A 26,978-nucleotide genomic window follows, 5' to 3' on the forward strand; every position below is an offset into this window, starting at 1 on the left:
GTTCCTCCGGGGTGCTCAGTGCGGGATGGGTGTGCTGCGGCGGACACGGGCGACCAGGCGCTGGACGTTGCCCGCGAGCACGAGGTGCCGTGCGGCGGGCGCGAGCTGCATGACCTGCACCTTCGCCAGCTCGACGGCCGGGTGCAGGTACGGCCCGTCGGTGCCGAACAGGACCTTGTGCGCGCCGGCACGACGCACGGCGTCGACGAGGACGTCGATGTACCGGACCCCCGAGGTGTCGGTGAACACGTTGGGTCGGGACTCCAGCAGGTCGGTCAGCCGGACCTGCGCGCGCCAGTCGTCGGCGAACGAGGACAGGTGGGGTATGACCCAGGCGACGTCGGGGTAGCGCGCCGAGAAGTGGTCGACCTGCTGCACGTCGCCGCCGGGGTCGTGGACGACCGGCAGGCGGCGGGCCTGCGCGACCCGGGCGACCTCGTCGGTCATGTCCCCGTCGCGCCAGTGCACCTTGATCGCGCGGAAGCCCCACCGGTCGACGGCGGTGCCGACCATCGTCGCGACCCGGCCCGCGTCCGCGCGGGTGCCGACGAACACGATCCCGGTCCACCGGTGCGGCGCGGCCCGGACCAGCCGCGCGACCGCCCGGTTCGCCACCGTGTAGTCGTCCGACGGCGGAGCCATCAGGAGCGTGTGGCTGATGCCGGCGCGCGCGGCCCGGGCGGCGTACCGACGCAGGGGTGCGTCGGTGGACCGCCCTCCGAGCGGGTCGGGCATGACGTCCCCGAGGCCCGCGTGGCAGTGCGCGTCGATGATCACGCCGCCACCTCCCGCGCCAGCACCTCGCGGAGCGCGGCGAGCACGGTGCGCACGTCGCCGTCCGTGAGGTCGGCCCGGAGCGCGAAGGTGAGGGTCGGTGCCGCGCGGCACGCCGGTGCGAGGGCCAGCCCGCGGATGCCCAGGGCGCCCAGGCCGTGCACGAGCCGCACCGGGTCGACCGACGGAGCACGGACGTGGACGAGCGGGAACGGCAGGCCAGCTACCCGGAGCCCGAGCCGTCGCAGCCCGTCGCGCAGCGCCTGCACCACCCTCCAGAGGCGTCGGCGGCGCCCGGCCAGCTCGTCACGGAGTCGCGGTGCCGTCGCTCGCTCGGCGGCGAGCAGATCGGCGGAGGTGGGCGCACTGGAGTGCCACCGCGTCCCGTGCGTCGTCAGCTGCTCGACGAGCGGCCGCGGCCCGGTGGTCACCGCGACCGGCGTGCCGAGCCCCTTGGCGAGCGACACCACCTGCACGGCGGACACCGGACGACCGCCCGACCAGCGCCAGGTGCCGCCCCCGTCGAGCCCGAAGCCGCCGTGCCCGGAGCGGTGGCCGAGCACGCCGTACGCCTGGGTGTCGTCGACGACGAGCGTGCCCCCGTGCGCCAGGACGACCCGCTCCAGCTCGGCCAGCGGGGCGGGCCGGTTGCAGCCGACGCACCACCCGTCGGTCACCAGGACGGGACGTCGCGCGCCGGTTGCCGTCAGGACCCGGCGGGCGTCACCGACGTCGTGGTGGGCGAACGTCCGGACGGTCGCCCCCCGGCGAGCCGCCGCCGACCCGGCCGCGAGCCCGGCGAGCGGGTACGCGTGCGCGTCGACGACGACCGCCGAGGGGGCGAGCACGTCCACGACGTCGACCAGCGCGTGCAGGGCCGAGCGGTGCACGACGCCCGCTGCCGCGCCCTGGCTCGCCGCCACCCGTGCCGCCACCCGGCGGGCGAGATCCGGCTCATCGAGCGCCGCTGCGCGCCCGGTGGTGAGGGTCGCCCACCCGCCGAGCTCGTCGGACCCGTGGTGCAGGCCGAGGAACAGCGACGACGTCAGGTCGAGCACCGCGCACCGCCTCAGGCCCGGGCGCGGGTCCGGTTGCGCCGCGCGAGCAGCACGGCCGGCATCGTCGCGTCGACCCCCAGCTGCAGGTCGACCCCGGTGACCGAGCGGTACGCGTGGACGTAGCGCTGGACCGCGTCGCGCATCAGCCGTGCCCAGTTGGCGGCCGAGTCGGCCTTGAGACCGATCGCGTTCCAGTCGCCCCAGCGCACGCTCATCACCAGCGCCTCACCGTGGACCGCCAGCTCGTGGAAGTGCGTGACGCTGGTGTCGCCCCAGCCGTACAGGGACCGCATGGTGTCGACGCGGTCCATCCACGCCTCCTCGTAGGGGACCATCGGCCGGCCGCCGAGGAAGTCCCGCATCTCGGACTGGGCCAGGATGTACTGCATCGCCAGGATCTCGATGCGCGACTGCAGGGGCACGCCGTCGAACTGGTTCTCCGCCCCCTCTGCGAGCACCAGGTGCGTGTCCCGCAGCGCGTTGAGCACCGGGAACGCGTTGGCCACGACCGTCGTGTCGTCGTCCAGCCGGTAGAAGACGAGCGCCTCGTGGAGCAGCGTGTGGAACGACTCGAGGAACCGGCTGCGCCGCTCGACGTAGCGGGCCGAGTCGGGCACGGCACGTCCGATGAGGTCGAGCCCGTACTCGTACTGGTACTCGGCGGCGCGCCGGCGGACGGTCAGACGGTCGATCTCCCGGTCGCCCCAGGTGAAGAGCAGGTTGCGCAGCGGTCGCAGGTAGCTCAGCGAGAACCGTGCCAGAGGCTCGATGCCCCCCGGCAGCCGCCGGTTCTGGAACCGGGCGAGGATGTGGTTCAACGCTTGCGGCACCCCGGCCTCCTCGTTCCAGTAGGACCAGATGAGCTCCACCGGGGCGGGTGCCGTCAGGAGGGTCTCGTCGATGTCGGAGACGCGCTCCGTGCTCTCGAGGCCACCGCGCACGTCCCGGAACCGGGAGGCGACGTTGTTCAGGTACGGCAGGGCACCGTTGACGAGGAAGCGTCCGCCGACGTCGATGATGTCCGTGGTGTCGAGCTCGAGGAACTCCCGCGTCGCCCGGATGATGATGTCGTAGGCCTGCGGAGAGAACGCCCCGCCCGTCTCGCGCAGCAGCGCCGCGTCCACGAAGTCCTGGTACTCCGGGAAGCTTCGCGCGGACGTCACCCGCAGGATCTCGTCGGTGAGCACCTGGTCCTCGGTGGGGACCGTCCGCGTCCGGTCGAGCTGGACGCGCGTGGCCGGCGGGTCGTTCACCACCGGGTCCGAGGCGCCGAGCAGGTGGAAGGCGCGTTCGGCGACCTCGATCTCCTCCTCGCCGTCGCGCTCGAGCGCGACGAGCTGGTACGCCCCGGTGGGCGCGGTCGCCAGCTCGAACCTCAGCTGCGTCGACGTCTTGCCCCGATCCGGGTCCCTGTCGAGCGGGACGAACCCTGCCGGGCCGCTCAGGACCATGCGGTAGACGGCCTTCGGGTCGAGGCCGGCGACGTCGATGACGACCCGGCCCTTGGACTTCAGCTGCGGGTTACTGATCTGGACCATGGTGTTCCCTTCAGGGCTGGGCGCTGTCCGCGACCGGCGTCGCGGGGCGCAGGGGTTCGTCGGTGGTGTGCGGGCGTTGCATGACGTCGATGCTCGAGCGGACCGCCCAGGCGGACAGCACGTCGGTGAGCAGAGCCGACTCGGCGCGCGGAGCCACGAGTCCGGCCGCCCGGGCCTGGCCCATGACGGCGAACACGAGGCTCGGCGGCTGGCGGGCCAGCACCCCGAGGTCGTCGCCCCAGGCCTGGAACCGCGCCACGAGGCTCTCGGGCGTGCGTGACCTGAGGGGAAGGACGTCGGCGATGCTGCGTCCGCCGAGCGCGGGCGGTCGGTGGGCGGCCATGAGCTCCGCCATCGCCGGTGCGGTGCGCTCGAGCCGGACGATGTCCTCCTGCACCTCGGGCGTGACGTCACCGACCGGGTAGCAGGCCTTCCACGCCGCGACCAGGGCCGCCCACTGGGGGTGCGGGTAGAGGGTCATCCCGACGGCCGCCGACAGGAGGACTCGCACGTAGGGCATGGGGTGCGGGTCGCCGCGCGGTGGGCGGAACGTCAGGGCGCGCGGCAGGCTCACGACCGCGAGCAGGCCGAGGGTCGAGGAGATCCCGAGCTTGCCGACGGACCACAGGTCCGCGATGCACTCGGACACGGTCGACCGCCAGCCGGCCCACGCCCGGCTGTCCCCGCGCGCCGCACGCCGGTCGATCTCGGCCTGCAGCGACGGCACGAGATCGAGCTGGGCGGCCACCTGGTGGCCCACCTCGTGCACGAGGGAGGACGCGACGCCGTGCCCGACCATGCGCTCGCGGGGCACCCGGATGATCGCGACGGGCGACAGTCGCCCCCCGGGGAGCCGGGTCCGTGCACGGCGGATGGCCGCACCGGGACCGCGCGCCAGGTAGCACACGAGCGGAGGCGGAGGCACGGGGGAGCCCGGCACCTGGACCGCGTCGCGGGCGAGCCCGTCGAGACCGGACAGCCAGACGCCGGTGCCCTGCTCGCTGCGCTGCGTGACGACCTCCGCGAAGAGGTCGAGCTGCGAGAGCACGTCGTTGAACCGCATGCGGATCGCGACGAACCTGCGCTGCTGCTCCCACGCGGGGGCCTCCCGGCCGGGGCCGTCGAGCCACTCGAGGAACGTCCCTACCTGCTCGCGGAGGGTCGTCCGGCCGGAGTGCAGGAAGTGCTCGATCGCCCGGTGCGCCTCGTACGGCAGGGCGGCGGCCAGCACCATCGTCTCGGTCATGACGAAGGGGCGCAGGCTCCCGAGCCGCACGAGGAGCGCCTGGGCCTCCTGGGCGATGAGCGCGGGAGCCAGTGCCTCGCCGTCCAGGACGGTGGGCACCGCTCCGCGCCGCTCGACGTGCGTGATCATGCGAACTCGAACCCCAGCTCCGTGTCGGGTCCGGTGTCGTCACCGAACCAGTCGCCGCCCTGCGGCTCGTCCCACCCGGCGTCCCAGGGGTTGTAGACCGGCCAGTACCCGCCACCCCAGACGCCACCGCGGGGTCGGCGTCGGGACGGCCAGGACGAGCCGCCGTAGCCGGAGGAACCTCGTGGCTGCGTGCGGTAGCCGCCCGCCGAGGAGCGGTAGCGGCTGCGTGAGGTGCCGCCGTAGCTCGGGGTCCGGCCGCCGTAGGCGCTGCCGTATCCGGAGCGGGCAGCGCTCGGACGGCCGCCGGAGGTGCCGAGCCGCTGCTGGCGCCGACTGCGCCAGCCGGGCGTCGACGGGCGCAGGAGGGACGGCGCGTAGCGCCGGGCCGCGCTCACGGCGGAGCTGCGCGCGACGACCTGCGGGGGCAGCGACGACGGAGCAGCCGCGGCGTACCTCGCCGTGGCGCGACCGAACTGCACGAAGCGCCGGGCGGCCTCGTACTCGGCCTCCTCCTCACCGAGGACCTCGGCCTCCTCCGCCTCGAGCAGGCTCGAGGCCATGGAACCGAGCTTGCCGCCGATGGCGGTGCCGATCCCGGGTGCGACCAGGCTGCCGAGGGCGCCGCCGACCATGGGCAGCGCGGTCTTGGCCACCTTCTTCAGCACGCCCGTGACGGCCTTGCCCACACCGGACTTGAGGAACTTGCCGGCACCCTTGACCAACTTGCCGAGGAACTGGTCGAGCTCGTCCTCCGACGTGATCTCGAACAGCTCCTGGACGAGCTCGTCCTCGCTCTCGCCGGACCACTCGCCCTCACCTTCGCCGGACCACTCGCCCTCGCCCTCGCCGGACCACTCGCCCTCAGCCTCGCCGGACCACTCGCTCTCGCCCTCCCCGGCCCACTCGCTCTCCCCTTCCCCGGACCACTCGCTCTCGCCGGTGATCTCCCACTCCTGCAGCGGACCCTCTGCGGCCCACTCGGTCTGGTACGTCATGGCTGTCTCCCTACGCGTTGAGCAGGACGATGTTCGGACCGCGGCGCACCCAGCGCCCCGACGTGGACCGCGGTCGGCGCGATCCGGGCCCGCCCGACGGCGGGGCAAGACGGCTGATCACCGGGGTGAGGGCCGGCAGGTAGCGGCGCGCGGCCGCCATGGCGGAGCGCTGCGCGGCCACCTGCGGGGGCACGCCACGCGGCGCGGCGGCCGCCTCGCGTGCCGTCGCGTCCGCGAAGCGCACGAAGGCGCGGCTGATCTCGAGCTCGCGATCCTCCTGCGACAGGCCCTCGAGCTCGGCCTCGAGCCGGCTGGCGACGAAGCTGCCGAGCTTGCCTCCGATGTCACCACCGCCGGGCACCAGCCCGCCGAGTGCGCGTCCGACGTGGGGGAGTGCCTGCTTCGCCGCGGACTTCAGCAGTCCGCCGACCGCCCGGCCGGCGCTCGATCTCGCGAAGGCGGACCCGGCGCGCACGGCACCGCGCAGCACGTCCCCGAGGAACCGGTCGAGCTCCTCCTCGTTGGTGATCTCGAGCAGCTCGGTCGCCAGCTCCATCTCGGCCTGTCCCGCGAACTCGTCCTCCGACTCGCCCTCCCAGGCGGTCTCCTGGCCCATCTCGAACAGGGCTCGGTCGATGTCATGCATGGGCGGATCCCTTCCCCGACGTGTGAACTCGCTGTGCCTCACCACATGCACGTTCCGTGCCACGCCGTGCCGCGATCGGCCCTGCGGTGCATCCGCTCAGGTGGTGCGTGCTCTCGGGGAGGGGGTGGCCGAGGACTCGGTGGAAGCCCGCTTCGTCCGGGCGTCGTGCCGGGACGGGTCGGTGAGAAGCGCGCTTCGCGGGATCAGGTGGCGCCGGCCCCGTGGCGGCGTTCTGCCGCCCGGTACTTGGCGACCGTGCGGCGCGCCAGGTGGACGCCCTGCGCGGCCAGCCGGGCGCGCGCCTCGTCGTCGCTGTGCGGCGGGTCGTCCGACGCGAACAGCCGGGCGACCGCCTCGCGCGGAGCCTCCGCCGTGCCGAAGAAGGCCGCCAGCGGCAGCACCCGCCGGTCGGGCACCGCCACGACCGCGCCGTGGACCACCCGCGACACGGTCGACGGGTGCAGGCCCAGGCGCTCGGCCACCTGGGCGCGCGTCAGCGGGCGGTGCGCCGCGCGCCCGTGCCGGACGAAGTCCTCCTGCACCTCCAGGGCGGCGGCGGTCACGCGACGGAGGGTGTCCGCGCGGCGGTCGAGCAGGTACAGCAGCCGCCGGGCGTCGGCGACGTGCGCGTCCCGCCACTGCGCCGCCTCGGCCCCGAGCGGGAGCGTGGCGAGCTCGTCGTCGACGGTCAGCCCGAGGTCGCCCGCGTCCAGGGCCTCGACCACGAGGCGGCCCTGCACCTCGCGCACCACGACGTCGGGCGGCGCGAGCCCGGCGTCGTCGCGCCCGAGCGGCAGCGGCGCGACGGTCAGCCGCGTCCGCAGGACCGCCCGGGCGTCGCTCAGCTCGCTGGGAGTCACCCCGAGCCGTCCGGCGAGGTCGTCATCGCCGAGGTCCTCCAGGTGGTCCCGCACGAGGGTCACCAGGAGGGCCGGTCCGCCGTGCTCGGCGTGCCACCGGGCCTGTGCGAGCAGGCACGCGCGCAGGTCGGGCTCGGCGGTCCCGGGTGGCGCGACCGCGCGCACCGCGTCGAGCGCCACGCGGAGGCGCTCGCCCTGGGGACCGCCGATCCCCGCGACACCGGCGGGAAGGAGCCCCCGGCCGTCCAGCAGAGCCATGACCAGGTCGACGTCACCCTCGTGCCCGGCGGGGACGAGGGCGCGGGCCTCCTGCAGCACCTGATCGCGCGCGTCCACGGGCGCGGCGGGGTCCAGCTCGCGCACGTCCGCACCGGTCCCGCTGCACGCCGGGCACCGGCCGCGCTCCAGCGCAGCGGCGCACCACCGGCACCGCCGGGGTGCCCGCCGGACGAGCGCCGGGTTGGCGTCGACGTGCGCATCCACCGCCGCATCGACGTCCGTCTGGCGCGAGGCCAGCATCGCGATGAGCTGCTGTGCCGTGCCGGTGAGCTGGAACCGTTGCTCCAGCTCGACCCGCAGGGCAGGCTCGGAGCCCCCCTCCATCGACCCAGTCTGAACCCGGCGTCGCCGGCGGGCTCCGGGTCAGGCAGCCGGGTTGTTCGCGAGCTGTTCGGCCATGCTGCGGGCGACGTGCGAGCGTGCGTGCTCGAGCGCGGGCTCGAGGTCGTCGAACAGATGGTTCTCGTGCCGCAGCTCGTCGAGCACGCCGACACGGGTGAGGAGCTGCAGGTGCTGGGGCTGGACGCCCTTGACCAGCACGGTGACGCCGGCGCGCTCCAGGGCGGCCACCAGCTCGGCCAGGGCGTGCGCGCCGGTGGCGTCGACCAGGCGGAGCTGCGAGAGGCGCAGGACGACGACGAGCGCGTCGGTGCTCGAGCGGATCTGGGCGCCGATGCGGTCGGCGGCACCGAAGAACATGGCGCCGTCCAGCCGGTACAGGGCGATGTGCTCGTCGCCGGGGTGCGCGGGGCCGGGCAGGGGCTCACGGCGGACCGAGGTGGCACGCGAGACCGCCCGCAGCGCGAAGAACGCCGCGACCAGCAGGCCGATCTGCACGGCCTCGATGAGGTCGACCGCGATGGTGATGACCGCGGTGACCACGAGCACGAGCGCGTCGGACCGGGTGGAGGTCAGGACGACCTTGACCGCCGCGACCGAGACCATCCGCGTCGCGGTGACCATCAGGACACCGGCGAGAGCCGCGAGGGGGATCGCCGAGACCGCGCCCGTCGCGAGGTAGATGACCCCCAGGATCATCACGGAGTGGGTGATCGCGGCCAGTCGTGTCTGGGCGCCGGCGCGCACGTTCACCGCGGTCCGGGCGATGGCGCCTGTCGCGGGCATGCCGCCGAACGCGCCGGACGCGATCGACGCCAGTCCCTGGCCGACGAGCTCACGGTCGGGGTCGTACCGACGGGCGTCGTCGTCCGCGCTCGGCGGTGCGGCCGTGCGCCCGGGGGTCGGGTCAGGCATCGCGGCGGCCACCCGGGCCGACAGCAGCGACTCGATCGCGGCGAGCGCGGCCACCGCGACGGCGGGTCCGACGAGCGAGCGGAGCAGCCCCAGGTCGACCGTCGGGAGGACGGGCAGAGGCAACGAGTCGGGCAGGGCGCCGATGCGGGCGAGCGGCGCCTGGGTGAGCTGGGCGACGGTCGTGACCACGACGACCGCGACGAGCGACGCCGGCAGGCCGGGGGCGAACCGGGGGAGCACGAGCATGATCGCGGCGACGACCGCCACGGTCCCGAGGGCCCACCACACCGTCGGACCGGCGTGGGTGACCGCGTCGATCGCGACGACGAGGGGGTTGCCCCCGACCGACGCGTGGACGCCGACGGCGGCGGGGACCTGCTGCAGGAAGATGATCGTCGCGATGCCGAGGGTGAACCCCTCGACCACCGGCCACGGGATGAACGTCACCACGCGTCCCAGCCGGGTCACGCCCGCCAGGAGGACGATCACGCCCGCGAGGATCGCGACGAGCGGGACGGCGGTCGGTCCGTGCGTCGCGACGATCGGTGCGAGCACCACCGCCATCGCGCCGGTGGGTCCGGAGACCTGGACGCGCGAGCCCCCGAAGACGGCCGCCACGACGCCGGCGACCACGGCGGTGACCAGCCCGGGTGCAGGACCCACGCCAGCGCTGACGCCGAACGCGAGGGCCAGCGGCAGGGCGACGATGCCCACCGTGACCCCGGCGACGAGGTCGGCGCGGACCGTGCGCGGGCGCAGGTCGAGGTCGGCGCGGCCGGGGAGCAGCCCGCGCAGTGACGCGCTCAGGATCCGCCACCCCCCGGGTGACCTTCGGAGAGCGGCGGCAGGTCGTCCGTCGCGGCCAGCTGCGCGCCGGACGCGCTGAGCGTCTCCCGCAGGAAGGCGCGCGCCACGACCAGCAGCTCCGCGACGAGCGGACGGCTGAGGCGGTAGACGACCGCGTTCCCGGTCCGCGTGGACGTCACGACCCCCGCGCGCTTGAGGACCGCGAGGTGCTGCGACAGGGCCGAGGCCTCCGCGCCCGTGGCGGTCAGGAGCCTGCTCACGGACGCCGCGTGGTTCGCGTCGGCACTGAGCACCTCGAGGACCTGGATCCGGGTGGGGTGCGCGAGCGAGCGGAACAGCTCCGCCTTGATGGCGTACAGGGGCGCGGTCGTTGCGGTGGTGGGCACGGGACCTCCTCGGTTGAGGAGTTTAGCAACTCCTCAACCCACTCACTGCCACGTCAGCCGTGAGAGGGGACCTGGGGGCGGTCCGCGGGGACCGGCGAGTCGACCGGGACGCCGCCGCCGATGATCGTCATCGTGATGCCGTGGGCGGCGCTCTGGCGCAGCGCGGTCGTCAGGACGTCGGCGGCGGCCGCGCCGACGCGCACCACACCACGCAGGTCGATCGTCACGGTGCACGCCTCGGTGGCGCGCAGCATGGCCAGCGTGATCGCCGACGACAGGTCGTCCCGGTTGGACAGGTCCACCCGGCCGGACACGTGGAGGATCGACCGGTCGTCCACGACCTCGGCACAGAGCTCGAGCTGCGGGCCGCGACGGGCCTGCGCCGGCAGGGCGTCCTCGGCGAACACGGTGCACAGCGCCTCGTCGAGACGCTCGCGCGCACCGGCGTCCAGTCCGTCGGCAGCGGCGTCGATCACGCGACCGGCGAGCGTCCGCAGGCGCACGTTGTGCCGCTGGGAGCTCTGCTTGAGCAGGGCGAACGCCGCCTCCTCGTCGACCCCGTAGATGAGCATGAGGATGCCCTTGGCCTGGTCGATCGCCGCGTGGGACTCGAGGGCCAGCGCCAGGTCCGCGTTGACGCGCTCGGCGAGCAGAGCATCCCGTGCAGCAGTGACGTCGACGAGGAACCCGGTCACGTCCCCGCCACCGTCGCCCGCGACCGCGAGCACGACGCGGTGGGCCTTGCCGGACAGGTCGAGCAGCGCGTACTCGCACCCCCCGGGGTCGGAGCCCTCGAAGGAGCGGTCGAGCGCGTCGGCGACCGCGGGGCGGTCGTCGTGCTGGACGTGGGCGAGCAGGAGCTCGCGGGTCGGGACGACGTCGCCCGGCTGCATCCCGTGGATGAGGAACATGTGGTCGGACCACCACCACCGGTCGGTGGCCGACGCGAACCGGAAGCGCCCCACGAGCGTGGTCGCGGGCATCGGGACCCCCAGACTGGTGTCGGGCGAACTCCTCCGAGGGCTCCCTCTGAACCCTGGGGACGCTCGCCCCGCCGCCAAGGCTGTTCTTTCGAGACTAGGCCGAGCGACGAGCGCCCGGCATGCGTCCTCCGCCTCAGTATGCGCCGGTCGTGAGGGCCTCGACCCCGAAGAGTGGGTGGAGGATGGGGACATGAGTGCGAGCGGGGAGGAGCCGTGACCAACCGCAGCGCGGTTCTGGCTCGTCTCGCGAGCCTGGTCGCAGCCGCACCGCGTGACCAGTCGCTCGCGGTCCGGCTGTGCGCCGCGTGCGTGACGATCCTCGGCGCCGACGGGGGAGCGATCACCCTCGCGTCGACCCGCCCCGAGCGGCTCACCGTGAGCACGTCCGACGGGACGTCGGCGCGGATCGAGGACCTGCAGGACGTCCTCGGCGAGGGCCCGGGCCAGCAGGCCTTCCGCGAGGGCCGGGCGGTGGTCACCCACGTCGACGGAGACCACGGCGGCCCGTTCCCGATGTTCACCGAGATGGCCGGAGACATCGCCGGGCCTGTCACCGTCTGGGCGATCCCGATGCACCCGGGAGGCACGACGATCGGGGTGATCACGCTCTACCGCGTGGCGGGCGCGCTGACCGAGGGCCTCGACGACGCGCAGTTCCTCGCGGACGCCGTCGGTGCCGCGCTGCTCGACGACCGGATGACCGCAGGCATGGCGCCGTTCGCCACCTGGTCCGACCGGGCTCGCGTGCACCAGGCGACCGGCATGATCGTCGCCCAGCTGGCGATCACCCCCGACGACGCGCTCGCGATCCTGCGCGCGCACGCCTACGCGAGCAGTGGGACGCTCGACGCGATCGCCCGCGAGGTGGTCGATCGACGGCTGACCTTCACGCACACGGACCACGGCGTCTCCCACGACGCGGCAGCCTCGGACGACAGCACGGGAAGTGGTGGACGATGACCGCACGGACGTCGGCGCAGGCCCTCGCGGACGTGGCGAGCGCGTTGGTCGAGGACCACGAGATCACCGGCCTGCTCGCCCGGCTGGTGTCCGACTGCGCGGCACTCGTCCCCGCGGACGCCGCGGCTCTCCTGGTGCGGACCGCGGACGGGGGGTTCGAGCTGCTCAGCGCGACGTCGCACCGCGTCGACGAGCTGGAGCTGTACCACGCGCAGCGGGAGTCCGGGCCTGCCGTCGAGGCGGCGCGCACGGGCGCACCCGCGAGCGCCGTCGGCGGCGAGGCGATCGTGGCGCGCTGGGGCGATGTCGGCACCGAGATCGTGGAGGCCGGCTTCCAGGCGGTCCACGCCTTCCCGATGCACTGGCGTGGGCACGCGATCGGCGGGCTCAACCTGTTCTCCGTCACGGCGGCCGAGCTCTCCGAGCCCTCGTTCGTCCTCGCGCAGAGCTTCGCCGACTTCGCGACGCTCGCGATCGTGCAGCCGGCGGCCCTGGGGGACGAGGACCTCGCGCAGCGCGTGACCGAGGCGCTCGAGGGGCGCGTCGTGGTGGAGCAGGCCAAGGGCGTGCTCGCGTTCCAGCTGGGGCTCGACATGGCGGACGCCTACGACGAGCTGGTCGCGCGGTCGTCGGTGAACGGGTCGACCCTCGCCCAGGTGGCGCAGAACGTGGTCCGGGCCGCCCAGGAGCGCTGACGTCCGGTCGAGGCACAGATGGTCCGCACTGCCTCCGACGTCAGCGGCCGCTCTCCGACGTCGGTTCGTCGACCGCCGAGCCGCACGCCGCGAGCCGCGCGAGCTGCTGCTGGGTGCACGCCGCCGGATGGGGGGTGTGCACCACGACGCGCTGGCCGGGGTCCTCGGGCAGGGGGATCGAGTGCGTCTCGAGCGTGAGGCGACCGACGAGCGGATGGTTGATCTCCCGGACGCCGCACGTGTCGGAGGCGACGTCGAACGCCGCCCACCGGGTCCGGAAGTCGGCGCTGCGCGCCCTCAGCTCGGTGATGAGCTGAGCGAGACCGGGGTCGACGGGGTCACGTCCCGAGCTTCCCCGCAGGAGGGAGACGACGAGGTCGGCCATCGTGTCCCAGTCGCCCCAGTAGTCGTGGGACGCCGCGTCGCAGAACGTGAACCGCGCCTGGTTCACGGGCCGGGTCGGACTCTCGTACAGGGGCAGGTAGAGGGCACGGGCCAGATCGTTGGCGGCGAGGACGTCGAGCCGGTCGTCGAGCACGCAGCAGGGCAGGTTCGTGGCTGCGAGCAGCTGCTGGACGAATGGCCGCACGGTCTGGGCGGACGGCAACGGGTGTGCGGGGTGGCTCGACGAGGGCCCCCCGCGCAGCAGGTCGGCGAGGTAGTCGTGCTCGGCGTCGTTGAGCTGCAGCGCGTGCGCGAGGTTGGCCAGCACCGACGCGGAGACCCCGGTGACCACCCCGCGTTCGACGCGCTTGTAGTACCCGGTGCTGATCCCCGCGAGGGAGGCCACCTCGGCGCGTCGCAGGCCGGTGACCCGTCGCGGACCGCGGGGCGTCGTGAGGCCAGCTCTGTCCGGCGTGATGCGAGCCCGGCGCACCATGAGGAACTGGCGCAGCGCTTCGTTGCGCACACTCGATGCTAACCGCGTCGGCGCGACGGGCCAGCGGTGGGCAGGGGGACCACAGTTGGTCCCCCCTCGGGGGTCGACGCCCGCGCGGTGAGCGGAGTGTCATCGGCAGGTATCCGGACCGTGACCGATGGACCCGCCCGGGCCCTGGGGTGCGCGGACCGTCCTCGAGGGGGAGGGCCAGAGATGACCGCGGTGCGCAGTGCTCGGGTGGGACGCAAGGGACGACGCATCGCGGCGGGGGTGGGCGCAGCTGCGCTGGTCGTCACCGCGCTGACGGCGTCTCCGTCGGTCGCGGCTGTCGGCGACCCATGGATGAACACGTCGTTGACTCCCGACCAGCGCGCGATCCTGCTGCTGCAGGCGATGACGCTGGAGGAGAAGGTCGAGCTCATGTCCGGCGACCAGGGCGCCGCCCCCGCGGCGTTCTACAACGCGCCGATCGAGCGGCTCGGCATCCCCGAGCTGAGCATGGCGGACGCGACCCCGGGCATCGCCTCCCGCGGCTGGGTGCTCCCCGACACCGCGGACACCGCGACGGCGATGCCGGCCAACCTGGCGCTGGCCGCGACCTGGGACCCTGCCCGGGCACGCGACTACGCCGGCGTGGTCGCCGACGAAGCGCGGCAGACCGGGCACGAGGTCCTGCTCGGCCCCAACTCCGACCCCACGCGCAACCCGTTCTGGGGCCGGCAGGCGGAGTCGGCGAGCGAGGACCCGCAGCTCAACTCCGCGATCGTCGTCCCGTACGTCCAGGAGGTGCAGGCGCGCAACGTCATCGCCGACCTCAAGCACTACACGGCCTACACCCAGGAGACGTACCGCGGCGGTGACCAGAACGCCATCGTCGACGAGCGCACCCTGCGCGAGGTGCACACCGCCGCCTACGAGGCCGCGATCGCGCAGGCCGGCCTCGGCTCGGTGATGTGCTCGTTCAACAAGATCAACGGGGTGTACTCGTGCGAGAACGAGTCCACGCTGAACGACATCCTGCGCGAGCAGCTGGGGTTCCAAGGGTTCGTGCTCACGGACTTCGGGGCGATCCACTCGACGGAGGCGTCGATCGTCGCCGGGACCGACCTGGAGACGGGCACGCGGTCGTTCTACGGCGACGCGCTGCTCGCGGCGGTGAACGACGGCCGGGTGAGCGTCGAGCTCGTGGACCGCGCCGTGCTGCGCATCCTGCGCACCATGTTCGCCATCGGCATCTTCGACAACGACTACACCCCGTCCGCCCTCCCGGTCGAGGAGCACGGCGCCGTGGCCCGCGAGGTGCAGGAGGACGCGATCACCCTGCTCAAGAACGACGGGCCGGCGCTGCCTCTGGACGGCACGGCGATCGACTCGATCGCCGTCGTCGGTGCCGACGCCACCATCCCGTCCGCGCTCGGCGGCTCGGCGTACGTCCAGCCGACGTACGAGGTGTCCCTGCTCGACGCGATGCGGGAGCGGGGCCGGGAGACCGGAGCGTCGGTGCGTTACGCCCAGGGCAACGACCCCGTCAACGGCGCGAACATGATCGAGACGCTCGACATGACGGCCGTGCCGTCGTCGGTGCTGCGCCCCGAGCGCGGGATCGGTGACGGGCTCACCGCGCGCTACTACCCGAACGCGGACTGGACCGGAGCACCGGGCCTGACCCGCACCGAGCGGCAGGTCGCCTACGACGTCGGCTTCATCGGTGGTCAGCCGGCCTTCGCCAGCCTGTACGGCTCGCAGGTGCAGCCGACGCCCACTCTGTCCGGCGCGGGACCAGCCGGCAACGGCGACCAGTCCGTGCGCTACACCGGCGACCTCGTCGCACCGAGCACCGGGGCGTACGTCCTCGGCGCCACCGGGTGGGGGGACGCTCGCGTGTACCTCGACGGCACCCTGGTCGTCGACATGACGGGCACCGACGGTCGCCGCGACGTCCGTTCCGCACCGTTGCAGCTCACGGCCGGGCAGGAGTACGACCTCCGCGTCGAGTACACCCAGACCCGTCCGCTCGTGGGCCTGCAGCCGGGGACCTTCCTGCTGCAGTGGTCCGCACCGGCCGACGCGGTGCCCCCGTCGGTGGCCGACGCCGTGGAGGCGGCGGCTGCGAGCGACGTCGCGGTGGTCTACGTGCGCACCTACGAGAGCGAGGAGCGGGACATGGTCTCGCTCAAGCTGCCGCAGAACGCCGAGCAGCTCATCCGCGCGGTCGTGGGAGCCAACCCGAACACCGTCGTCGTGGTCTCCGCCGGCTCGGGCGTGATCATGCCGTGGGCCGACGCCGTTCCCGCGGTGCTGATGAACTACTTCGGCGGCCAGGAGGAGGGCCACGCGCTGGCCTCGATCCTCTTCGGGGACGAGGACCCGTCCGGTCACCTGCCGGTCTCCTACCCGGTCAGTGAGGACGCACTGCCCGTCGGCGTGCAGAACCCGTGGCTCGACGACCCGAACGTGGAGTTCACCGAAGGGCTGAACGTCGGCTACCGGGGCTACCTCGCCTCCGGCGTCGACCCGCAGTTCGCGTTCGGGCACGGCCTGTCCTACACCGAGTTCGTCATCGACCGGCTCCGGGTCGGCAACAACATCCGCGCCACCGGCGGCCAGGACACCGTCGACGCGCGGGTGCGGCTGCGCAACGTCGGCGACCGCGACGGCACCGAGGTCGTCCAGGTCTACCTGGGCCCGCTCCCCGGCGTGGACTCGCCGCCGCTCAAGCTCGCGGGGTTCGCCAAGGTGGAGCTCGGCGCCGGCGACCGCCAGCAGGTCCGGATCGAGCTCGACCGGCGCGACTTCTCGTACTGGGACGCCGACGCCGACCAGTGGGTGACCCCCGTGGGCCAGGTTCCCGTGTACATCGGACGCTCGGCCGTCGACGTCGAGCTGGCGGGCGCGGTGCGCGTCCGCCCCTGAGGCCCGCGAGCACGCCGGTCCGTGGTCAGATCCGGCCGCGGACCGGCGTCCGGTCCGTCGGGTCCGCGTCCTGGGGCATCGTCATCTCGGCGCGCACCCCGAGCAGCCGGACCTCGCGGTCCTCGATCGTGTCGGCCAGCGCCATGACCGCGTCGACGATGGTCTGCGCGTCGCGGGTGGGCGCCGGGAGCTTGCGGCTCGTGCTCTTGGTGACGAACGGCGCGTAGCGCACCTTCACCGCCACACGCTCGACCGACCGGCCGTCCTCGGCGGCATCCTCGACCACGTCGTGCGCGAGCCGGAGCACGGCCTCGCGCACCTGGTCGGGGGTGGTGAGGTTCTGCTGGAACGTGGTCTCCCGGCTGTGACCGCGCGGGATCCAGGGGCTGTCGTCCACGGTGGTCGGGCCGAGCCCCGCCCCGAGCTCGTGGTACCAGACGCCCATCCTCGGTCCGAACTCGGCCGTCAGGGCGTCGACCGGCGCGGCGGCGAGCTCGTGCACCGTGGTGACTCCGAGGGCCGTGAGCCGGCGCGACACCTTGGTCCCGATGCCCCACAGGGCGATCGTCGGCCGGTCGCCCATCACCTCGAACCAGTTCTCGGCGGTGAGCCGGAACAGCCCGGCGGGCTTGCCGAACTCCGTGGCGATCTTCGCGCGCACCTTGTTGTCGCCGATCCCCACGGAGCAGTGCAGCTGCGTCTCGGCCAGGACCGCCGCCTGTGCGCGCCGGGCCAGCGCCTCGGGGTCGTCGGTCCGGGCACCGAGGAAGGCCTCGTCCCAGCCGAGCACCTCGACGACGACGCCCAGCGACCGCAGCGTCGCCATCACCCGCTCCGACACGGCCTCGTACTCGGCTCCGTCCACGGGCAGGAACACGCCGTCGGGGAGCTTGCGGGCCGCGACCCGCAGGGGCATCCCGGAGTGGACCCCGAACGCGCGCGCCTCGTAGGACGCGGTCGAGACGACGCCCCGCTCGGTCGGATCCCCGCGGCCGCCGACGACCACCGGAAGGCCGGCCAGCTCCGGGCGCCGCAGCACCTCGACCGCCGCGACGAACTGGTCGAGGTCGACGTGCAGCACCCACGCCTCATCCGTGCCCATGCGCCGAGTCTGCCCACGGCCCCGCGGGTGCCGTCAATCGTGCACCGCGATCAGGAGGCCCTCGCCGCGCCGCCCAGCGGTGGGCACACTGTGCGCCATGAGGGATCACGGGGTGCTGCGGGTGCGCGACACCTACCGCGGCCGCGTCCGGATCTTCGCGGTCGCGGTCCTCTCGGTGGCCGCCCTGGCGATCGGGGCGGCGGCCGCCGGCTACCTCGTCGACAACGCGGCGCTCCGGCGTGACGGTGTGGTCACCACGGGCACGGTGGTCGAGCACACCTACGGCGGCAGGTGGGCGGACGTCGTCGACGGCTACGTCGTCCGGTACTCCGCCCCCCGCGGCGCCCCGAGGACCGGAGAGGTCCTGTCGGGCGACGACGACCCCGTGCTGGCGGTGGGGGAGTCCCTCGACGTGCTCGTCAACCCGGCCGAGCCCGGCGACGTCGCGCGAGCGGACAGCGGGCCCGACGACACGGAGGCCGTCGTGAGCGTCGTCCTGACGGTTCTCGCGGCGCTCGGTGCGGTCGCGGCCGCGCCGTGGCGGTCCCGGTCACGACCCGAGGACGTCGCGGCGGCAGCCGAGTATCGTCGCGAGCGGCCGGTCGAGGGTCGCCCCAGCTGACGACGCGTCCGGCGGAGTTGTCCTCGAGGGAAGGGCCACCACGGTGAACGAGCAGCTCACGGGCCGGGACCAGGGTGTGACGACCGGCGTGATCGACCCGCGGTACGGCGACCCGTCGGCCACGGCACCCACCTGGGCCGCCATCGAACGACGGCTCGCGGACGCGCAGCTCTACTGGATCGTCACGGTGCGTGCGGACGGCCGTCCGCACGCCGTGCCTCTCGTGGGCGTCTGGGCGGACGGCGCGTTCGCGTTCTGCACCGGGCCCGAGGAGCAGAAGACGCGCAACCTCGACGGCAACGCGCGCGTCGCGGTGACCACCGGCAGCACGGGTGCGGGCGGCTGGGACAGCGGCACCGAGCTGGTGGTCGAGGGCACCGCGACGCGGGTGACCGAGCCGGACGCACTTCAGCGGCTGGCGGACGCGTGGTTCGCGAAGTACGGCGACGACTGGAAGTTCGAGGTCCGCGGCCAGGGGTTCGTCGAAGCAGGTGACACCGGTGGCGGCTCGGACGGTGCGTGGGTCTATCGGGTGGTCCCGGGGAAGGTCCTCGCCTTCGGCGGCGGGCACGGCCAGACGGCCTACCGGTTCTGACCCGGTGGAGCAGGCCCCGTCAGGGGTGGCGGAGGGCGTGCATGTGCGGGCCGGTGTCGCCGAGCCGCACGGAGCCGACACGGACGAACCCGTGAGCCTCGTACAGGCGCGCGTTCGTCTCCACGGTGGTGTTGACGTGCGCCGGCAGGTCCGCGGGGATCGCGGCGAGCCCGGCCTCGATGAGCGCGCCCCCGATGCCCTGGCCGCGCCGGTCGGCATCGACGCCCAGGAGGTGCAGCAGGGCGTGCGGCTCGTCGGGCAGCTGCCCGTGCATGGACTCGAAGCCGGCACGGACGAGCGCGACGTGGTCCTCGGGCAGCAGCAGGTCCAGCATCGAGCGTCCTGGCAGGTCAGTCCCACCGTCGGCGGTCGGCGGCTGCGGGCCGGGCACGGACCACGCGGCGGCCCCGACGGCCCGCTCGTCCTCCACGGACAGCCACACGCTGCCGGCGTGGGTGTACGCCTCGACGGGGGCCCACAGGAACGCCGCGACGGCCGCCTCGCGGCGGGGATGAGGTCCGAAGATCCAGTCCATCAGCGGGTCCGGCGCGAGCGCGCGCGCCAGCACGGCACGGATCGCGGGCAGGTCCGTCGGTAGGGCGCGCCGCACGTGCGCCGTCGCGTCGGGCTCGTTCGGGCCGTGCACCGTCATCGCGTCTCCTCACCGGCGCCGGTGACGCTGCACGCCGGCGACAGCACCATCGTGGCGTGCCGGGCCGCGACTCGTCACGGGGTGCCAGGTCACCGCACGATCTGCACGTCCTCGTGCTCGAGCGCCGAGATGTCCTCCGACGTGGCCCGCAGCAGGCGGTCGGCAAGATCGCGCAGGGCCCGGGCCGCGGCCAGCTCGTCGCCGATCTCCGGGACGTCGCGGTCCTGGGGTGCCCGGCGAGCACGTCCTCGACCGTCCAGGCGGGTGCCGCTGGAGGTGGTGAGCTCGGCGTGCGCCGTCGTGACGTCACCGTCGCCCCGCAGATCGTCGGTCTCGAACAGGTCGATCCGAACCTTCCAGGTGCGTGTCATCGCACTGCTCCCTTCCGCCCGTGGGTGGCCCACCCGTGCGGCGGGCGTCCTTCCCTCTCAGCGTCCGTCGGCGCGTCGGCTCGGGCGTAGGGCACAAGGTCCCCGCTCGTCGGGTCCAGGGCCGAACGGCTCTAGACCCGGCCGCGACGCCGGTTCGACGATCGGTACGACAGCGCGCGGGCCTCGCGTGCCGGAGCGCACCGAGAGGTGGTGGCAGCCGTGGCAGCACCCGACCCGACGCCGACGATCGTCGTGGGAGCGGATGGATCGGACTGCGCACTCCGGGCGGTCGAGACGGCTGCCGCGGAGGCGCGCGCCCTCGGGTGCCGGCTCGAGATCGTCCACGCGTTCGTCTGGCCGGAGCTGCGGGTGCCCGAGGGTTCGCTCGTCGGCGGGTCGGGTGGGGCCGGGCTCCGTCACGAGGCCGACCGCATCGTGGCGGAGGCGGTGGAGCTGGCCCGTCGCGCCGCACCCGACGTCGCCGTCGCCGGGCGTGTGGTCACGGGCGCTCCTGCGCCGGTGCTCCTGCGCGCGAGCGTGGACGCCGCGCTCGTGGTGGTCGGGGACCGGGGGCTCGGCGGGTTCACCGGGTTGCTCGTCGGCTCGGTCGCGGTCGCCCTCGTCACGCACGGACGCAGTCCGGTGCTCGTCCTTCGCGGGCGGACCGCGCCGGCCGGACCTGTCGTCGTCGGGTTCGACGGAAGCGACGGCGCCCTGCCCGCAGCAGAGCTCGCGCTCGTCTACGCGGCCGCCCACGGTTCCACCCTGCGGGTGGTCACGGTCGCACCGTCCGACGACGGCCCCGCCGAGCTGGACCGGGTCGACGGAGCCCTGCGCGGTTTCGACGCGCACGGCGTGACCGTGGAGCGCGTGGTCCAGCACGGTGACGCCCGCCAGACGCTGATCGCGGAGAGTCGCTCGGCGAGCCTCGTCGTCGTCGGCTCCCGCGGCCGCGGGGGGTTCGCCGGGCTGCTGCTCGGCTCGGTGAGTCAGGCCGTGCTGCATCACGCCGACTGTCCGGTGGCGGTGCTGCCGCGGGACGCGGGACGGCTGCAGCTCGTCCGGTGAGGCCCGGGCACGCGGTCAGCCGGCGGGGTGCACGACCATCACGGGGCACGTGGCGTGGTGCAGCACCGCCTGGCTGACGGAGCCGAGCAGCAGGCCACGGAACCCGCCTCGCCCCCGGGACCCGACGACGAGCAGCTCGGCGTCGTCGGCCGCGGTGAGGACGACGTAGGCGGGGGCGCCGCGTCGCACGATCGCGCGGACCTGCACGTCGGGATACCGCTCCGCGTGTCCCGCGAGGCTCTCGGAGAGCACGACCCGCTCCGCGACGCGAAGCTCCTCGACCTCCTCCGGCATCCAGGGCGGGACGGGGCCGATGACCGAGGGCAGCTCCCACGCGTGCACGGCGACGAGGGGCGCACCGCGCCGGGAGGCCTGGTCGAACGCGACGTCCACCGCCCGCGCGCTGGTCGCAGACCCGTCCACGCCCACCACGACCGGCCGGGGCGACGAGGGCGCGGCCGCCTCGGCGTGCCGGCGGACCACGACGACGGGGCAGTGCGCGTGCGCGACGACGGTGACGCTCACGGACCCGAGCAGCAGTCCCGCGACGCCGCCTCGTCCCCGTGACCCGACGACCAGCAGGTGGGCGTGCTCGCTCGCGTCCGTCAGGGCCGCGGCCACGCTCTCGCGCTCGTCGACCTGCGTGGCCACCTCGATCGCGGGGGCGACCGCGTGGACCCGCTCCACCGCGTCCCCGAGCACCTGACCGCCCACCTGGGTGGACAGGTCGAGCGGGCGGTCGCTCACGACGTACCCGTCCACGACGGTCCGCGCGACGTAGACGATCCGCAGCGGCAGTCGCGCGCGTGCGGCCTCCCGAGCTGCCCACGTCAGCGCGTCCGCGGCGTGCGCGGACCCGTCGTAGCCCACCACGATCGCGCGGCTCATCTCGCACCTCCGACAGATCGGTGCCTTCCCCCTCACCCTGCGACGGTCGTGCGTGCCGGTCGTAGGGTCCGAGGTCCCGACCGCGGTCCTGCTGCGACGCGGCGGTCGGGATGTCGGAGGGTCTTCGTACGGTGGCCCGATGACCGTCCGACCGTTCGCCATCGACGTGCCGCAGCCGGTTCTCGACGACCTGCGCGACCGGCTCGACCGCACGCGCTTCCTCGAGGACTCGCCCCGCCGGCCCGCGTCCGGCATGACCTCGGCCTACCTGCGGGAGCTCGTCGCGTCGTGGCAGGCGTTCGACTGGCGCGCCCGTGAGGCATGGCTGAACGGGCACCCCCAGTTCCTCGCCGACGTCGACGGCAGCACGCTGCACTTCGCCCACCGGCGCTCGGAGACACCGGACGCCCCGGCGCTCCTGGTGATGCACGGGTGGCCGCACACGTTCGCGCTGCAGCTGGACGTCGCCGACCTGCTGCCCGACGTCGACGTGGTGGTGATGAGCCTGCCCGGCTTCGCGTTCTCGCCACCGCTCGACGAGCCCACCACCGAGCGGCGGCTCGCCGAGCTGGGGCACGCGCTGATGACAGAGGTCCTCGGGTACTCCAGCTACCTCACCTACGGCGAGGACGTCACCGCGAACGTGAGCGACCTGATCGCCGCGACGCACCCGGAGGCGGTCGCCGGGATCGTCGTCACGCACGCGCACTTCCTGTCCCAGGACGAGCGCGAGGCCACGAGCGACCCGGGCGAGCGGGCTTTCTACGACCGGATGTCGGCGGGCTGGTACGAGCAGGCGGGGTACGCGCACGTCCAGGGCACCCGACCGGACACCCTTGCCGCCGGGCTGAACGACTCGCCGGTCGGACTGCTCGCGTGGCTCACCGAGAAGCTCGTCGAGTGGAGCGACACCCCCGCGGGCGACCCCGCAGCTGTGGAGCGGCGCCTCTCGCGCGACCGGATCCTCACCGAGGCGACCCTGTACTGGGTGACGCAGACCATCGCCACGTCGTTCCGGACCTACTACGACGGGGCCGACGCCGTGATCCCGCCCGTCGAGGTCCCTGCCGCCGTGTTCATCCAGCGGCACGAGCACGACAACCCGGAGTCGGTGGCGCGGCGGTTCTACCGAGACCTTCGGGTGTTCGAGGTGCTGCCCCAGGGCGGCCACTTCACGGTCGCCGAGGTGCCGGAGGCCATGGCGGACCGGGTGCGGAGGTTCATTCTCGAGCTGCGCCCGGCGCGGTGAGGTCGGTGCGTCCGACGGTCACGCGTACTCGTGGCGGTGCAGCCAGCGCATCGCTGCCGCTCCCCAGATCGGCGGCAGGTAGAACGTCACGAGCCGGTAGGTGATGGCCGTCGAGACGGCGATGTCGCTGGGGATCCCGACGGCCTGCAGCCCGACCGTCAGGCCGAGCTCGGCGACCCCCATGCCTCCGGGGACGGGCATGAGGCCGGAGAACAGGCTCACGGCGGTGTTGACGAGGATCAGCTGGGAGAACGAGGCGGTCTGGCCGAACGCGTGCAGGCAGAGAGCGAGGACGCCGGCCTGCAGGAGCTGCGCGACCAGGTTGCCTCCGAGCATCGCGGACACCTTCGCGGGCTTGCGGAGCACCCCCAGCGCGGAGCGCGCCGAACGCGCCTGGCCGACGAGGGCGGCGCGGGCTCGCGGAACCGTCGCAGCGAGGCTGTGACGGAGCCGGGGGACGGCCAGGGTGACCACGCCGCCGATCGCGATCAGAACCACCAGCGCGACGATCAGTGAGGGACTGCTCGAGTCGGATCCCGTGGTGCTCGACCCCGACGCGAGCGCCGACGTGAAGCCGGGCAGGCCGCTGACCAGGATCAGCAGGATCAGCGCGACCTGCACGACGAACCCGCTGACGCTGTCGATGAGGCCGAACGCGAGGGCGGTCGCGGCGGGGATCCCGAACTTCTGGAAGAAGCGGACCTCGAGCGTCAGTCGGGCGGCGGTCGCGGGCAGCACGAGGGAGATGAACTGGATGGCGTACTGCAGCATGAGCACCGGGAGGTAGCGCAGCCGCGCGGTCGCCGCTCCGAGGGTCGCGCCCGCGAGCGCCATCTGGATGCACGGGGACAGGACCAGGGCGGCGACCAGCCAGGCCCAGTCCGCCGAGGCGAGCGCTGCCGCGACGCTGGCGAGGTCGACGCCGGCCAGCAGCGTGACGAGCACGTAGACCAGGAGCCCGACGACGAGGAGCGTCCCGATCGACCGCGGGGTCACCCGCCGCAGGCGCTCCAGCGGCGGCTCCTCGACCCCGGCGACGGCGACGGCCGCCGCGCGCAGCTCGTCGAGCGTCCAGGCGGCTCCGCGCACCTCGGCACGGGTCCGGCTGCCGAGAGCGGCCGGCTGCACGTAGGGCAGCACCGCAGCGAGTCCGTCGGGCCCGATGGCCTCGACCGCTGCCGACAGCGCCCGTTCCAGGCCGACCGCGATCGCCGTGACGACGAGGAGCCGGGCCTGGTCGGCGCGCGGCTCGCCGCCGTCCGAGGCGAGGGCCGCGCCGTCGAAGTCCGCCAGGGCGACCGAGCCGTCCGCGCGGATGACGACGCTGCTGCTCTCGATCCGTCCGTGGGCGATCCCGGCGCCGTTCAGCGTCACCACCGCACGCCACATGGCGCCGAGCAGCTCGTCGTCCACAGCCTCGGCGTCGAGGAGCCTCAGGGACGCGCGGGGTGTGCTCGTCACCAGCAGGGCGTCGCCCTGGTCCGCCACCCCGACGGCGACGACGTCGAGCGTCGGCACACCCGCCTGGGCGGCCAGCACCGTGACCAGCGCCTCGTGCTCGACGCGGGACCGGCGGGTGCCCCAGACGTGCGCCCGTTCACCCCGCCGCGTCAGTGCCGCCCACAACGATCCGACGACCTGGCTGTCCCACGCGTCGCGCCCGTAGACCTTGACCAGGAGGTTCGTCCCGCGATCGGTGCGCGCGACGAGCAGGTTCTCCGCGGCGAGCCGTCCCGGGGCCGCCGTCACCCGGGTCGCGGGCACACCGAGGTCTGCCAGCGCGACCAGGACCTGGGCGTCGGTCAGCCGCCCCTGGGGCGACCCGAGGACGAGGTGCGCGACGGCGGCCGCGCCGATCCCGACGGCGAGGGCGGCACTAGCCCCGATGAGGTTCGTCGCACCCAGGCCGATCGCGGCCACGGCACCCAGGCCGAGGACGACACGACTCGCGTACCTCCAGGGTCGGGCGAGGTGCGGCGACGCGGTGACGACGACGGCGGTGACCATCGCGACCCGGGTCGCGACGTAGACGACCGGGGGTCCGGAGGACACCAGACCCTGGACGATGGTGAACGCGTCGGTCCCGGCGAGGGCTCCGGCCACGAGCGCGGCACCGAAGGCCAGGGCAGCCGCGGTCGCCTGGTCGAGGAGCAGCCGGCGACGTCCTCGGCTCAGGGCGGCGAGCAGGACGACGCCCACGGCCCAGAGGGTCAGGACGGCGTAGACGATGCTCCACAGCCAGCCGAACAGCGGTTCCAGGCGCGCCAGCACCGTGTCGAGTGCATCGTCGGCTCCGGTCGGCCCCGGTGCCGCCAGGGCGAGCAACCCGAGGGTGAGGACCGAGGCGACGAGCAGGATGACGTCCGTCGGACGACGCAGCCGTGGGGCGTCGGCCGCAGACGACCAGATCCGGACCAACCCGCCGTCGCGAGCCCGGTCCGTGCTGACGGCCATCGAGCCTCCTGGCGATGACGACTGACCTGGGACGGTGCGGCCGATGCGCGGCAGGTCTCCCACGAGCTAGTGGCTTCCCGTCAGCGACGGTCGGTCTGCACCACGAGGAGGAACTGTCCACCGCCCGGCTCGACGGTGGCGGTCACCGGGAGGTCCGGAGCGAACCGCGAGAGCCGGTCGACGAGCCAGGCGGCCGCCTCCTCGCCGTCCGCCTTGGTGGGGCAGCGGCCGACGACCTCACGGCCGCCCTTGCGGGTCAGCCGCTCGACGGTCGACACGATCGGTGCCGGCTCCACCACGAACAGCGCCGGCGACCAGGCCACGACGGGCTTCACTGCGCCCTTGCGGGTGTTGCACGCGCGGTGCGCGAGCCGCTCGGAACCCGGTGCAGCCTTCTTCCCCTTCGGAGTCGCGCCGCCGTCGATGCTCGGGCCGCGGTCGGAGTTGACGGACGCGTCGGGGTCGACCGGCTCGTCGCACAGCCAGCATCGCCAGCCGTCGCGCGAACCGACCTCGTCAAGGGTGCTCATCCCCGGAGGCTACGGGTCTCCGGGGCCGATCCTGCCCGCGGCGCTACCTCGCCTCCGCCTGGACCTCGTCGGCCGCTGCCTTGATCGCGTCGGCCTCGGCCTTCTCGATGGCCTTCTCGAGGATGGCGTCCGCCTTGTCCAGCGCCTTGCGGAGCGCCACGGCGCTGGGGTCGGAGACCAGGGCGACGATCCCGGAGTGCCCAGCCACGATCGAGTCCTGCAGGTCCTCGGCCAGCTCCTTGCGGTTGTGCAGCGCGACGCCCTTGCCGGCCGCCGCGCCGACGAGGCCGAGCGCGGCCGCGCTGCCGAGGATGGTCGGAGGGAAGAGGAGGCCGAGCGCGACGCCCCCGACGACTCCCCACGTCAAGCCCTTGCGGGTGCTGTGATCGGTCGACTTGAGGATCTCCAGCGTGCCGTCGGCATCCCGCTTGACGACGAGGACGCCCTCGACGTTCAGGGTCGTCCCGTCCTCGGCGCCCTTGATCGCCTCGTACGCCTCCCATGCGGTGTCGGTGTCGGTGAAGTCGGCGACGAACAAGGTGTAGGCGCCGTCCGAGACGAGAGCGGCGGCGCTGAGGGTGGACTGGTCATCGGACATGGCGGTGCTCCTTCGAGTGGGACGTGCGGTCCACCCTCACGATCCGAGGGCGGTGGCCTTGAGCTTGGCGAACTCGGTCTGGTCGATCGCGCCGGAGTCGAGGAGCGCCTTGGCCTGGGCGATCTGGTCGGTGGGGGACGACGACGCGGTGGCGCTGCGGATGCGGTCGTCGAACGCGGACTGTGCGGCCTGCATCTGCGCGGCCTGCCGGGCACCCATGCTCTTCCCGCGCACGATGAGGTACAGCAGGATCCCGAGGAACGGGAGGATGACGAGCAGGACCACCCACAGCGCTTTCACGCCGCCGCTGGTGTCCGGGTCGCGGAAGAGGTCGCCGAAGATGGCGATGAGCAGCCAGAACCAGATGATGAACAGGAAGAGCTCGAGCATCCAGAGCAGGATGTCCCCGCTGCCGAACGACGCGGACAGGTTCACTGTGCCTCCTT

26 protein-coding genes are annotated in these 26,978 nt (G+C 73.7%); 7 read left to right on the forward strand and 19 right to left on the reverse strand.

The window, feature by feature from the left end; all coding sequences use genetic code 11:
* Window positions 1–15: 15 nt before the first annotated feature.
* The 10 genes from ASD18_RS15975 to ASD18_RS16020 form a co-directional block, all read right to left on the reverse strand.
* Entirely contained in the window at window positions 16–777 is a 762-nt protein-coding gene (locus ASD18_RS15975; RefSeq protein ID WP_056094303.1) for an amidohydrolase family protein, read from the reverse strand.
* The gene (locus ASD18_RS15980) at window positions 774–1,832 is read right to left on the reverse strand and encodes an aminotransferase class I/II-fold pyridoxal phosphate-dependent enzyme (RefSeq protein WP_056094305.1); all 1,059 of its coding nucleotides are present in this window, start codon (window positions 1,830–1,832) and stop codon (window positions 774–776) included. Before ASD18_RS15980 ends, ASD18_RS15975 begins: the two co-directional genes overlap by 4 nt.
* 11 nt (window positions 1,833–1,843) lie before the next feature.
* On the reverse strand, window positions 1,844–3,370 hold the full coding sequence (locus tag ASD18_RS21205) for a hypothetical protein (RefSeq protein ID WP_056094308.1): 1,527 nt from the start codon (window positions 3,368–3,370) through the stop codon (window positions 1,844–1,846).
* Window positions 3,371–3,380: 10 nt separating this feature from the next.
* Window positions 3,381–4,745 (reverse strand): hypothetical protein, encoded by a 1,365-nt coding sequence (locus ASD18_RS15990; protein ID WP_200938625.1) that lies wholly within the window; start codon window positions 4,743–4,745, stop codon window positions 3,381–3,383.
* Window positions 4,742–5,740, reverse strand: coding sequence for a hypothetical protein (locus tag ASD18_RS15995; RefSeq protein ID WP_056094310.1), 999 nt, complete (start codon window positions 5,738–5,740; stop codon window positions 4,742–4,744). Before ASD18_RS15995 ends, ASD18_RS15990 begins: the two co-directional genes overlap by 4 nt.
* A gap of 10 nt (window positions 5,741–5,750) precedes the next feature.
* The gene (locus tag ASD18_RS16000; RefSeq protein WP_056094314.1) at window positions 5,751–6,386 is read right to left on the reverse strand and encodes a hypothetical protein; all 636 of its coding nucleotides are present in this window, start codon (window positions 6,384–6,386) and stop codon (window positions 5,751–5,753) included.
* A 203-nt stretch (window positions 6,387–6,589) separates the two neighbouring features.
* Window positions 6,590–7,849, reverse strand: coding sequence for a hypothetical protein (locus ASD18_RS16005; protein ID WP_056094317.1), 1,260 nt, complete (start codon window positions 7,847–7,849; stop codon window positions 6,590–6,592).
* Window positions 7,850–7,888: 39 nt separating this feature from the next.
* A complete protein-coding gene (locus ASD18_RS16010) occupies window positions 7,889–9,586 on the reverse strand; it encodes a SulP family inorganic anion transporter (protein ID WP_082574147.1) in 1,698 nt (565 codons plus the stop codon).
* The gene (locus tag ASD18_RS16015; RefSeq protein WP_056094323.1) at window positions 9,583–9,972 is read right to left on the reverse strand and encodes a metalloregulator ArsR/SmtB family transcription factor; all 390 of its coding nucleotides are present in this window, start codon (window positions 9,970–9,972) and stop codon (window positions 9,583–9,585) included. The genes ASD18_RS16010 and ASD18_RS16015 overlap by 4 nt, the downstream gene beginning before the upstream one ends.
* Window positions 9,973–10,025: 53 nt before the next feature.
* The gene (locus ASD18_RS16020) at window positions 10,026–10,955 is read right to left on the reverse strand and encodes an ANTAR domain-containing protein (protein WP_056094326.1); all 930 of its coding nucleotides are present in this window, start codon (window positions 10,953–10,955) and stop codon (window positions 10,026–10,028) included.
* Between the two features lie 213 nt (window positions 10,956–11,168).
* Between ASD18_RS16020 and ASD18_RS16025 the strand changes: the two genes are divergently transcribed.
* Together ASD18_RS16025 and ASD18_RS16030 are read left to right on the forward strand one after the other, a co-directional pair.
* Window positions 11,169–11,915, forward strand: a complete 747-nt coding sequence (locus ASD18_RS16025; protein WP_056094329.1) for a GAF and ANTAR domain-containing protein — start codon at window positions 11,169–11,171, stop codon at window positions 11,913–11,915.
* Entirely contained in the window at window positions 11,912–12,610 is a 699-nt protein-coding gene (locus ASD18_RS16030) for an ANTAR domain-containing protein (RefSeq protein ID WP_056094333.1), read from the forward strand. Before ASD18_RS16025 ends, ASD18_RS16030 begins: the two co-directional genes overlap by 4 nt.
* A gap of 40 nt (window positions 12,611–12,650) precedes the next feature.
* On the opposite strand, the gene ASD18_RS16035 is transcribed toward ASD18_RS16030, so the two are convergent.
* Complete coding sequence (locus ASD18_RS16035) at window positions 12,651–13,520, reverse strand: helix-turn-helix domain-containing protein (protein WP_200938626.1); 870 nt, start codon at window positions 13,518–13,520, stop codon at window positions 12,651–12,653.
* A gap of 183 nt (window positions 13,521–13,703) precedes the next feature.
* Between ASD18_RS16035 and ASD18_RS16040 the strand changes: the two genes are divergently transcribed.
* Window positions 13,704–16,403, forward strand: coding sequence for a glycoside hydrolase family 3 C-terminal domain-containing protein (locus tag ASD18_RS16040; protein ID WP_082610866.1), 2,700 nt, complete (start codon window positions 13,704–13,706; stop codon window positions 16,401–16,403).
* 25 nt (window positions 16,404–16,428) lie between these two features.
* Here ASD18_RS16040 and ASD18_RS16045 read toward each other — a convergent pair whose 3' ends face one another.
* The gene (locus ASD18_RS16045; RefSeq protein WP_056094339.1) at window positions 16,429–17,505 is read right to left on the reverse strand and encodes a DNA polymerase IV; all 1,077 of its coding nucleotides are present in this window, start codon (window positions 17,503–17,505) and stop codon (window positions 16,429–16,431) included.
* A 97-nt stretch (window positions 17,506–17,602) separates the two neighbouring features.
* On the opposite strand from ASD18_RS16045, the gene ASD18_RS16050 reads away from it, so the two are divergent.
* Together ASD18_RS16050 and ASD18_RS16055 are read left to right on the forward strand one after the other, a co-directional pair.
* Window positions 17,603–18,127 carry a DUF3592 domain-containing protein gene (locus tag ASD18_RS16050; protein WP_156388045.1) on the forward strand — a complete coding sequence of 175 codons (525 nt, stop codon included), beginning with the start codon at window positions 17,603–17,605 and terminating at the stop codon, window positions 18,125–18,127.
* A 43-nt stretch (window positions 18,128–18,170) separates the two neighbouring features.
* Window positions 18,171–18,722: a pyridoxamine 5'-phosphate oxidase family protein gene (locus tag ASD18_RS16055; RefSeq protein WP_200938627.1), complete on the forward strand. Its 552-nt coding sequence runs from the start codon at window positions 18,171–18,173 to the stop codon at window positions 18,720–18,722.
* A 19-nt stretch (window positions 18,723–18,741) separates the two neighbouring features.
* Here the strand turns inward: ASD18_RS16055 and ASD18_RS16060 are convergent, their stop codons facing one another.
* Both ASD18_RS16060 and ASD18_RS16065 read right to left on the reverse strand, forming a co-directional pair.
* Window positions 18,742–19,374 carry a GNAT family N-acetyltransferase gene (locus ASD18_RS16060; RefSeq protein ID WP_056094346.1) on the reverse strand — a complete coding sequence of 211 codons (633 nt, stop codon included), beginning with the start codon at window positions 19,372–19,374 and terminating at the stop codon, window positions 18,742–18,744.
* An 89-nt stretch (window positions 19,375–19,463) separates the two neighbouring features.
* Entirely contained in the window at window positions 19,464–19,745 is a 282-nt protein-coding gene (locus ASD18_RS16065; RefSeq protein ID WP_056094349.1) for a dsRBD fold-containing protein, read from the reverse strand.
* Between the two features lie 219 nt (window positions 19,746–19,964).
* Here ASD18_RS16065 and ASD18_RS16070 point away from each other — a divergent pair, with 219 nt between their 5' ends.
* Window positions 19,965–20,813, forward strand: a complete 849-nt coding sequence (locus tag ASD18_RS16070) for a universal stress protein (protein ID WP_235522431.1) — start codon at window positions 19,965–19,967, stop codon at window positions 20,811–20,813.
* Window positions 20,814–20,828: 15 nt separating this feature from the next.
* On the opposite strand, the gene ASD18_RS16075 is transcribed toward ASD18_RS16070, so the two are convergent.
* Window positions 20,829–21,701 carry a universal stress protein gene (locus ASD18_RS16075; RefSeq protein ID WP_056094352.1) on the reverse strand — a complete coding sequence of 291 codons (873 nt, stop codon included), beginning with the start codon at window positions 21,699–21,701 and terminating at the stop codon, window positions 20,829–20,831.
* A 139-nt stretch (window positions 21,702–21,840) separates the two neighbouring features.
* On the opposite strand from ASD18_RS16075, the gene ASD18_RS16080 reads away from it, so the two are divergent.
* A complete protein-coding gene (locus tag ASD18_RS16080; protein WP_056094355.1) occupies window positions 21,841–22,950 on the forward strand; it encodes an epoxide hydrolase family protein in 1,110 nt (369 codons plus the stop codon).
* 18 nt (window positions 22,951–22,968) lie between these two features.
* On the opposite strand, the gene ASD18_RS16085 is transcribed toward ASD18_RS16080, so the two are convergent.
* From ASD18_RS16085 to ASD18_RS16100, 4 genes are all read right to left on the reverse strand, one after another.
* A complete protein-coding gene (locus tag ASD18_RS16085) occupies window positions 22,969–25,404 on the reverse strand; it encodes a lysylphosphatidylglycerol synthase transmembrane domain-containing protein (protein WP_056094358.1) in 2,436 nt (811 codons plus the stop codon).
* Window positions 25,405–25,484: 80 nt separating this feature from the next.
* Complete coding sequence (locus tag ASD18_RS16090) at window positions 25,485–25,934, reverse strand: hypothetical protein (protein ID WP_056094361.1); 450 nt, start codon at window positions 25,932–25,934, stop codon at window positions 25,485–25,487.
* Window positions 25,935–25,977: 43 nt separating this feature from the next.
* The gene (locus ASD18_RS16095) at window positions 25,978–26,532 is read right to left on the reverse strand and encodes a DUF1269 domain-containing protein (RefSeq protein WP_056094364.1); all 555 of its coding nucleotides are present in this window, start codon (window positions 26,530–26,532) and stop codon (window positions 25,978–25,980) included.
* A 36-nt stretch (window positions 26,533–26,568) separates the two neighbouring features.
* A complete protein-coding gene (locus tag ASD18_RS16100) occupies window positions 26,569–26,967 on the reverse strand; it encodes an SHOCT domain-containing protein (protein WP_235522432.1) in 399 nt (132 codons plus the stop codon).
* Window positions 26,968–26,978: the final 11 nt, after the last annotated feature.

It is taken from the genome of Cellulomonas sp. Root137 (assembly GCF_001426725.1).
Taxonomy (GTDB): Bacteria; Actinomycetota; Actinomycetes; order Actinomycetales; family Cellulomonadaceae; genus Cellulomonas.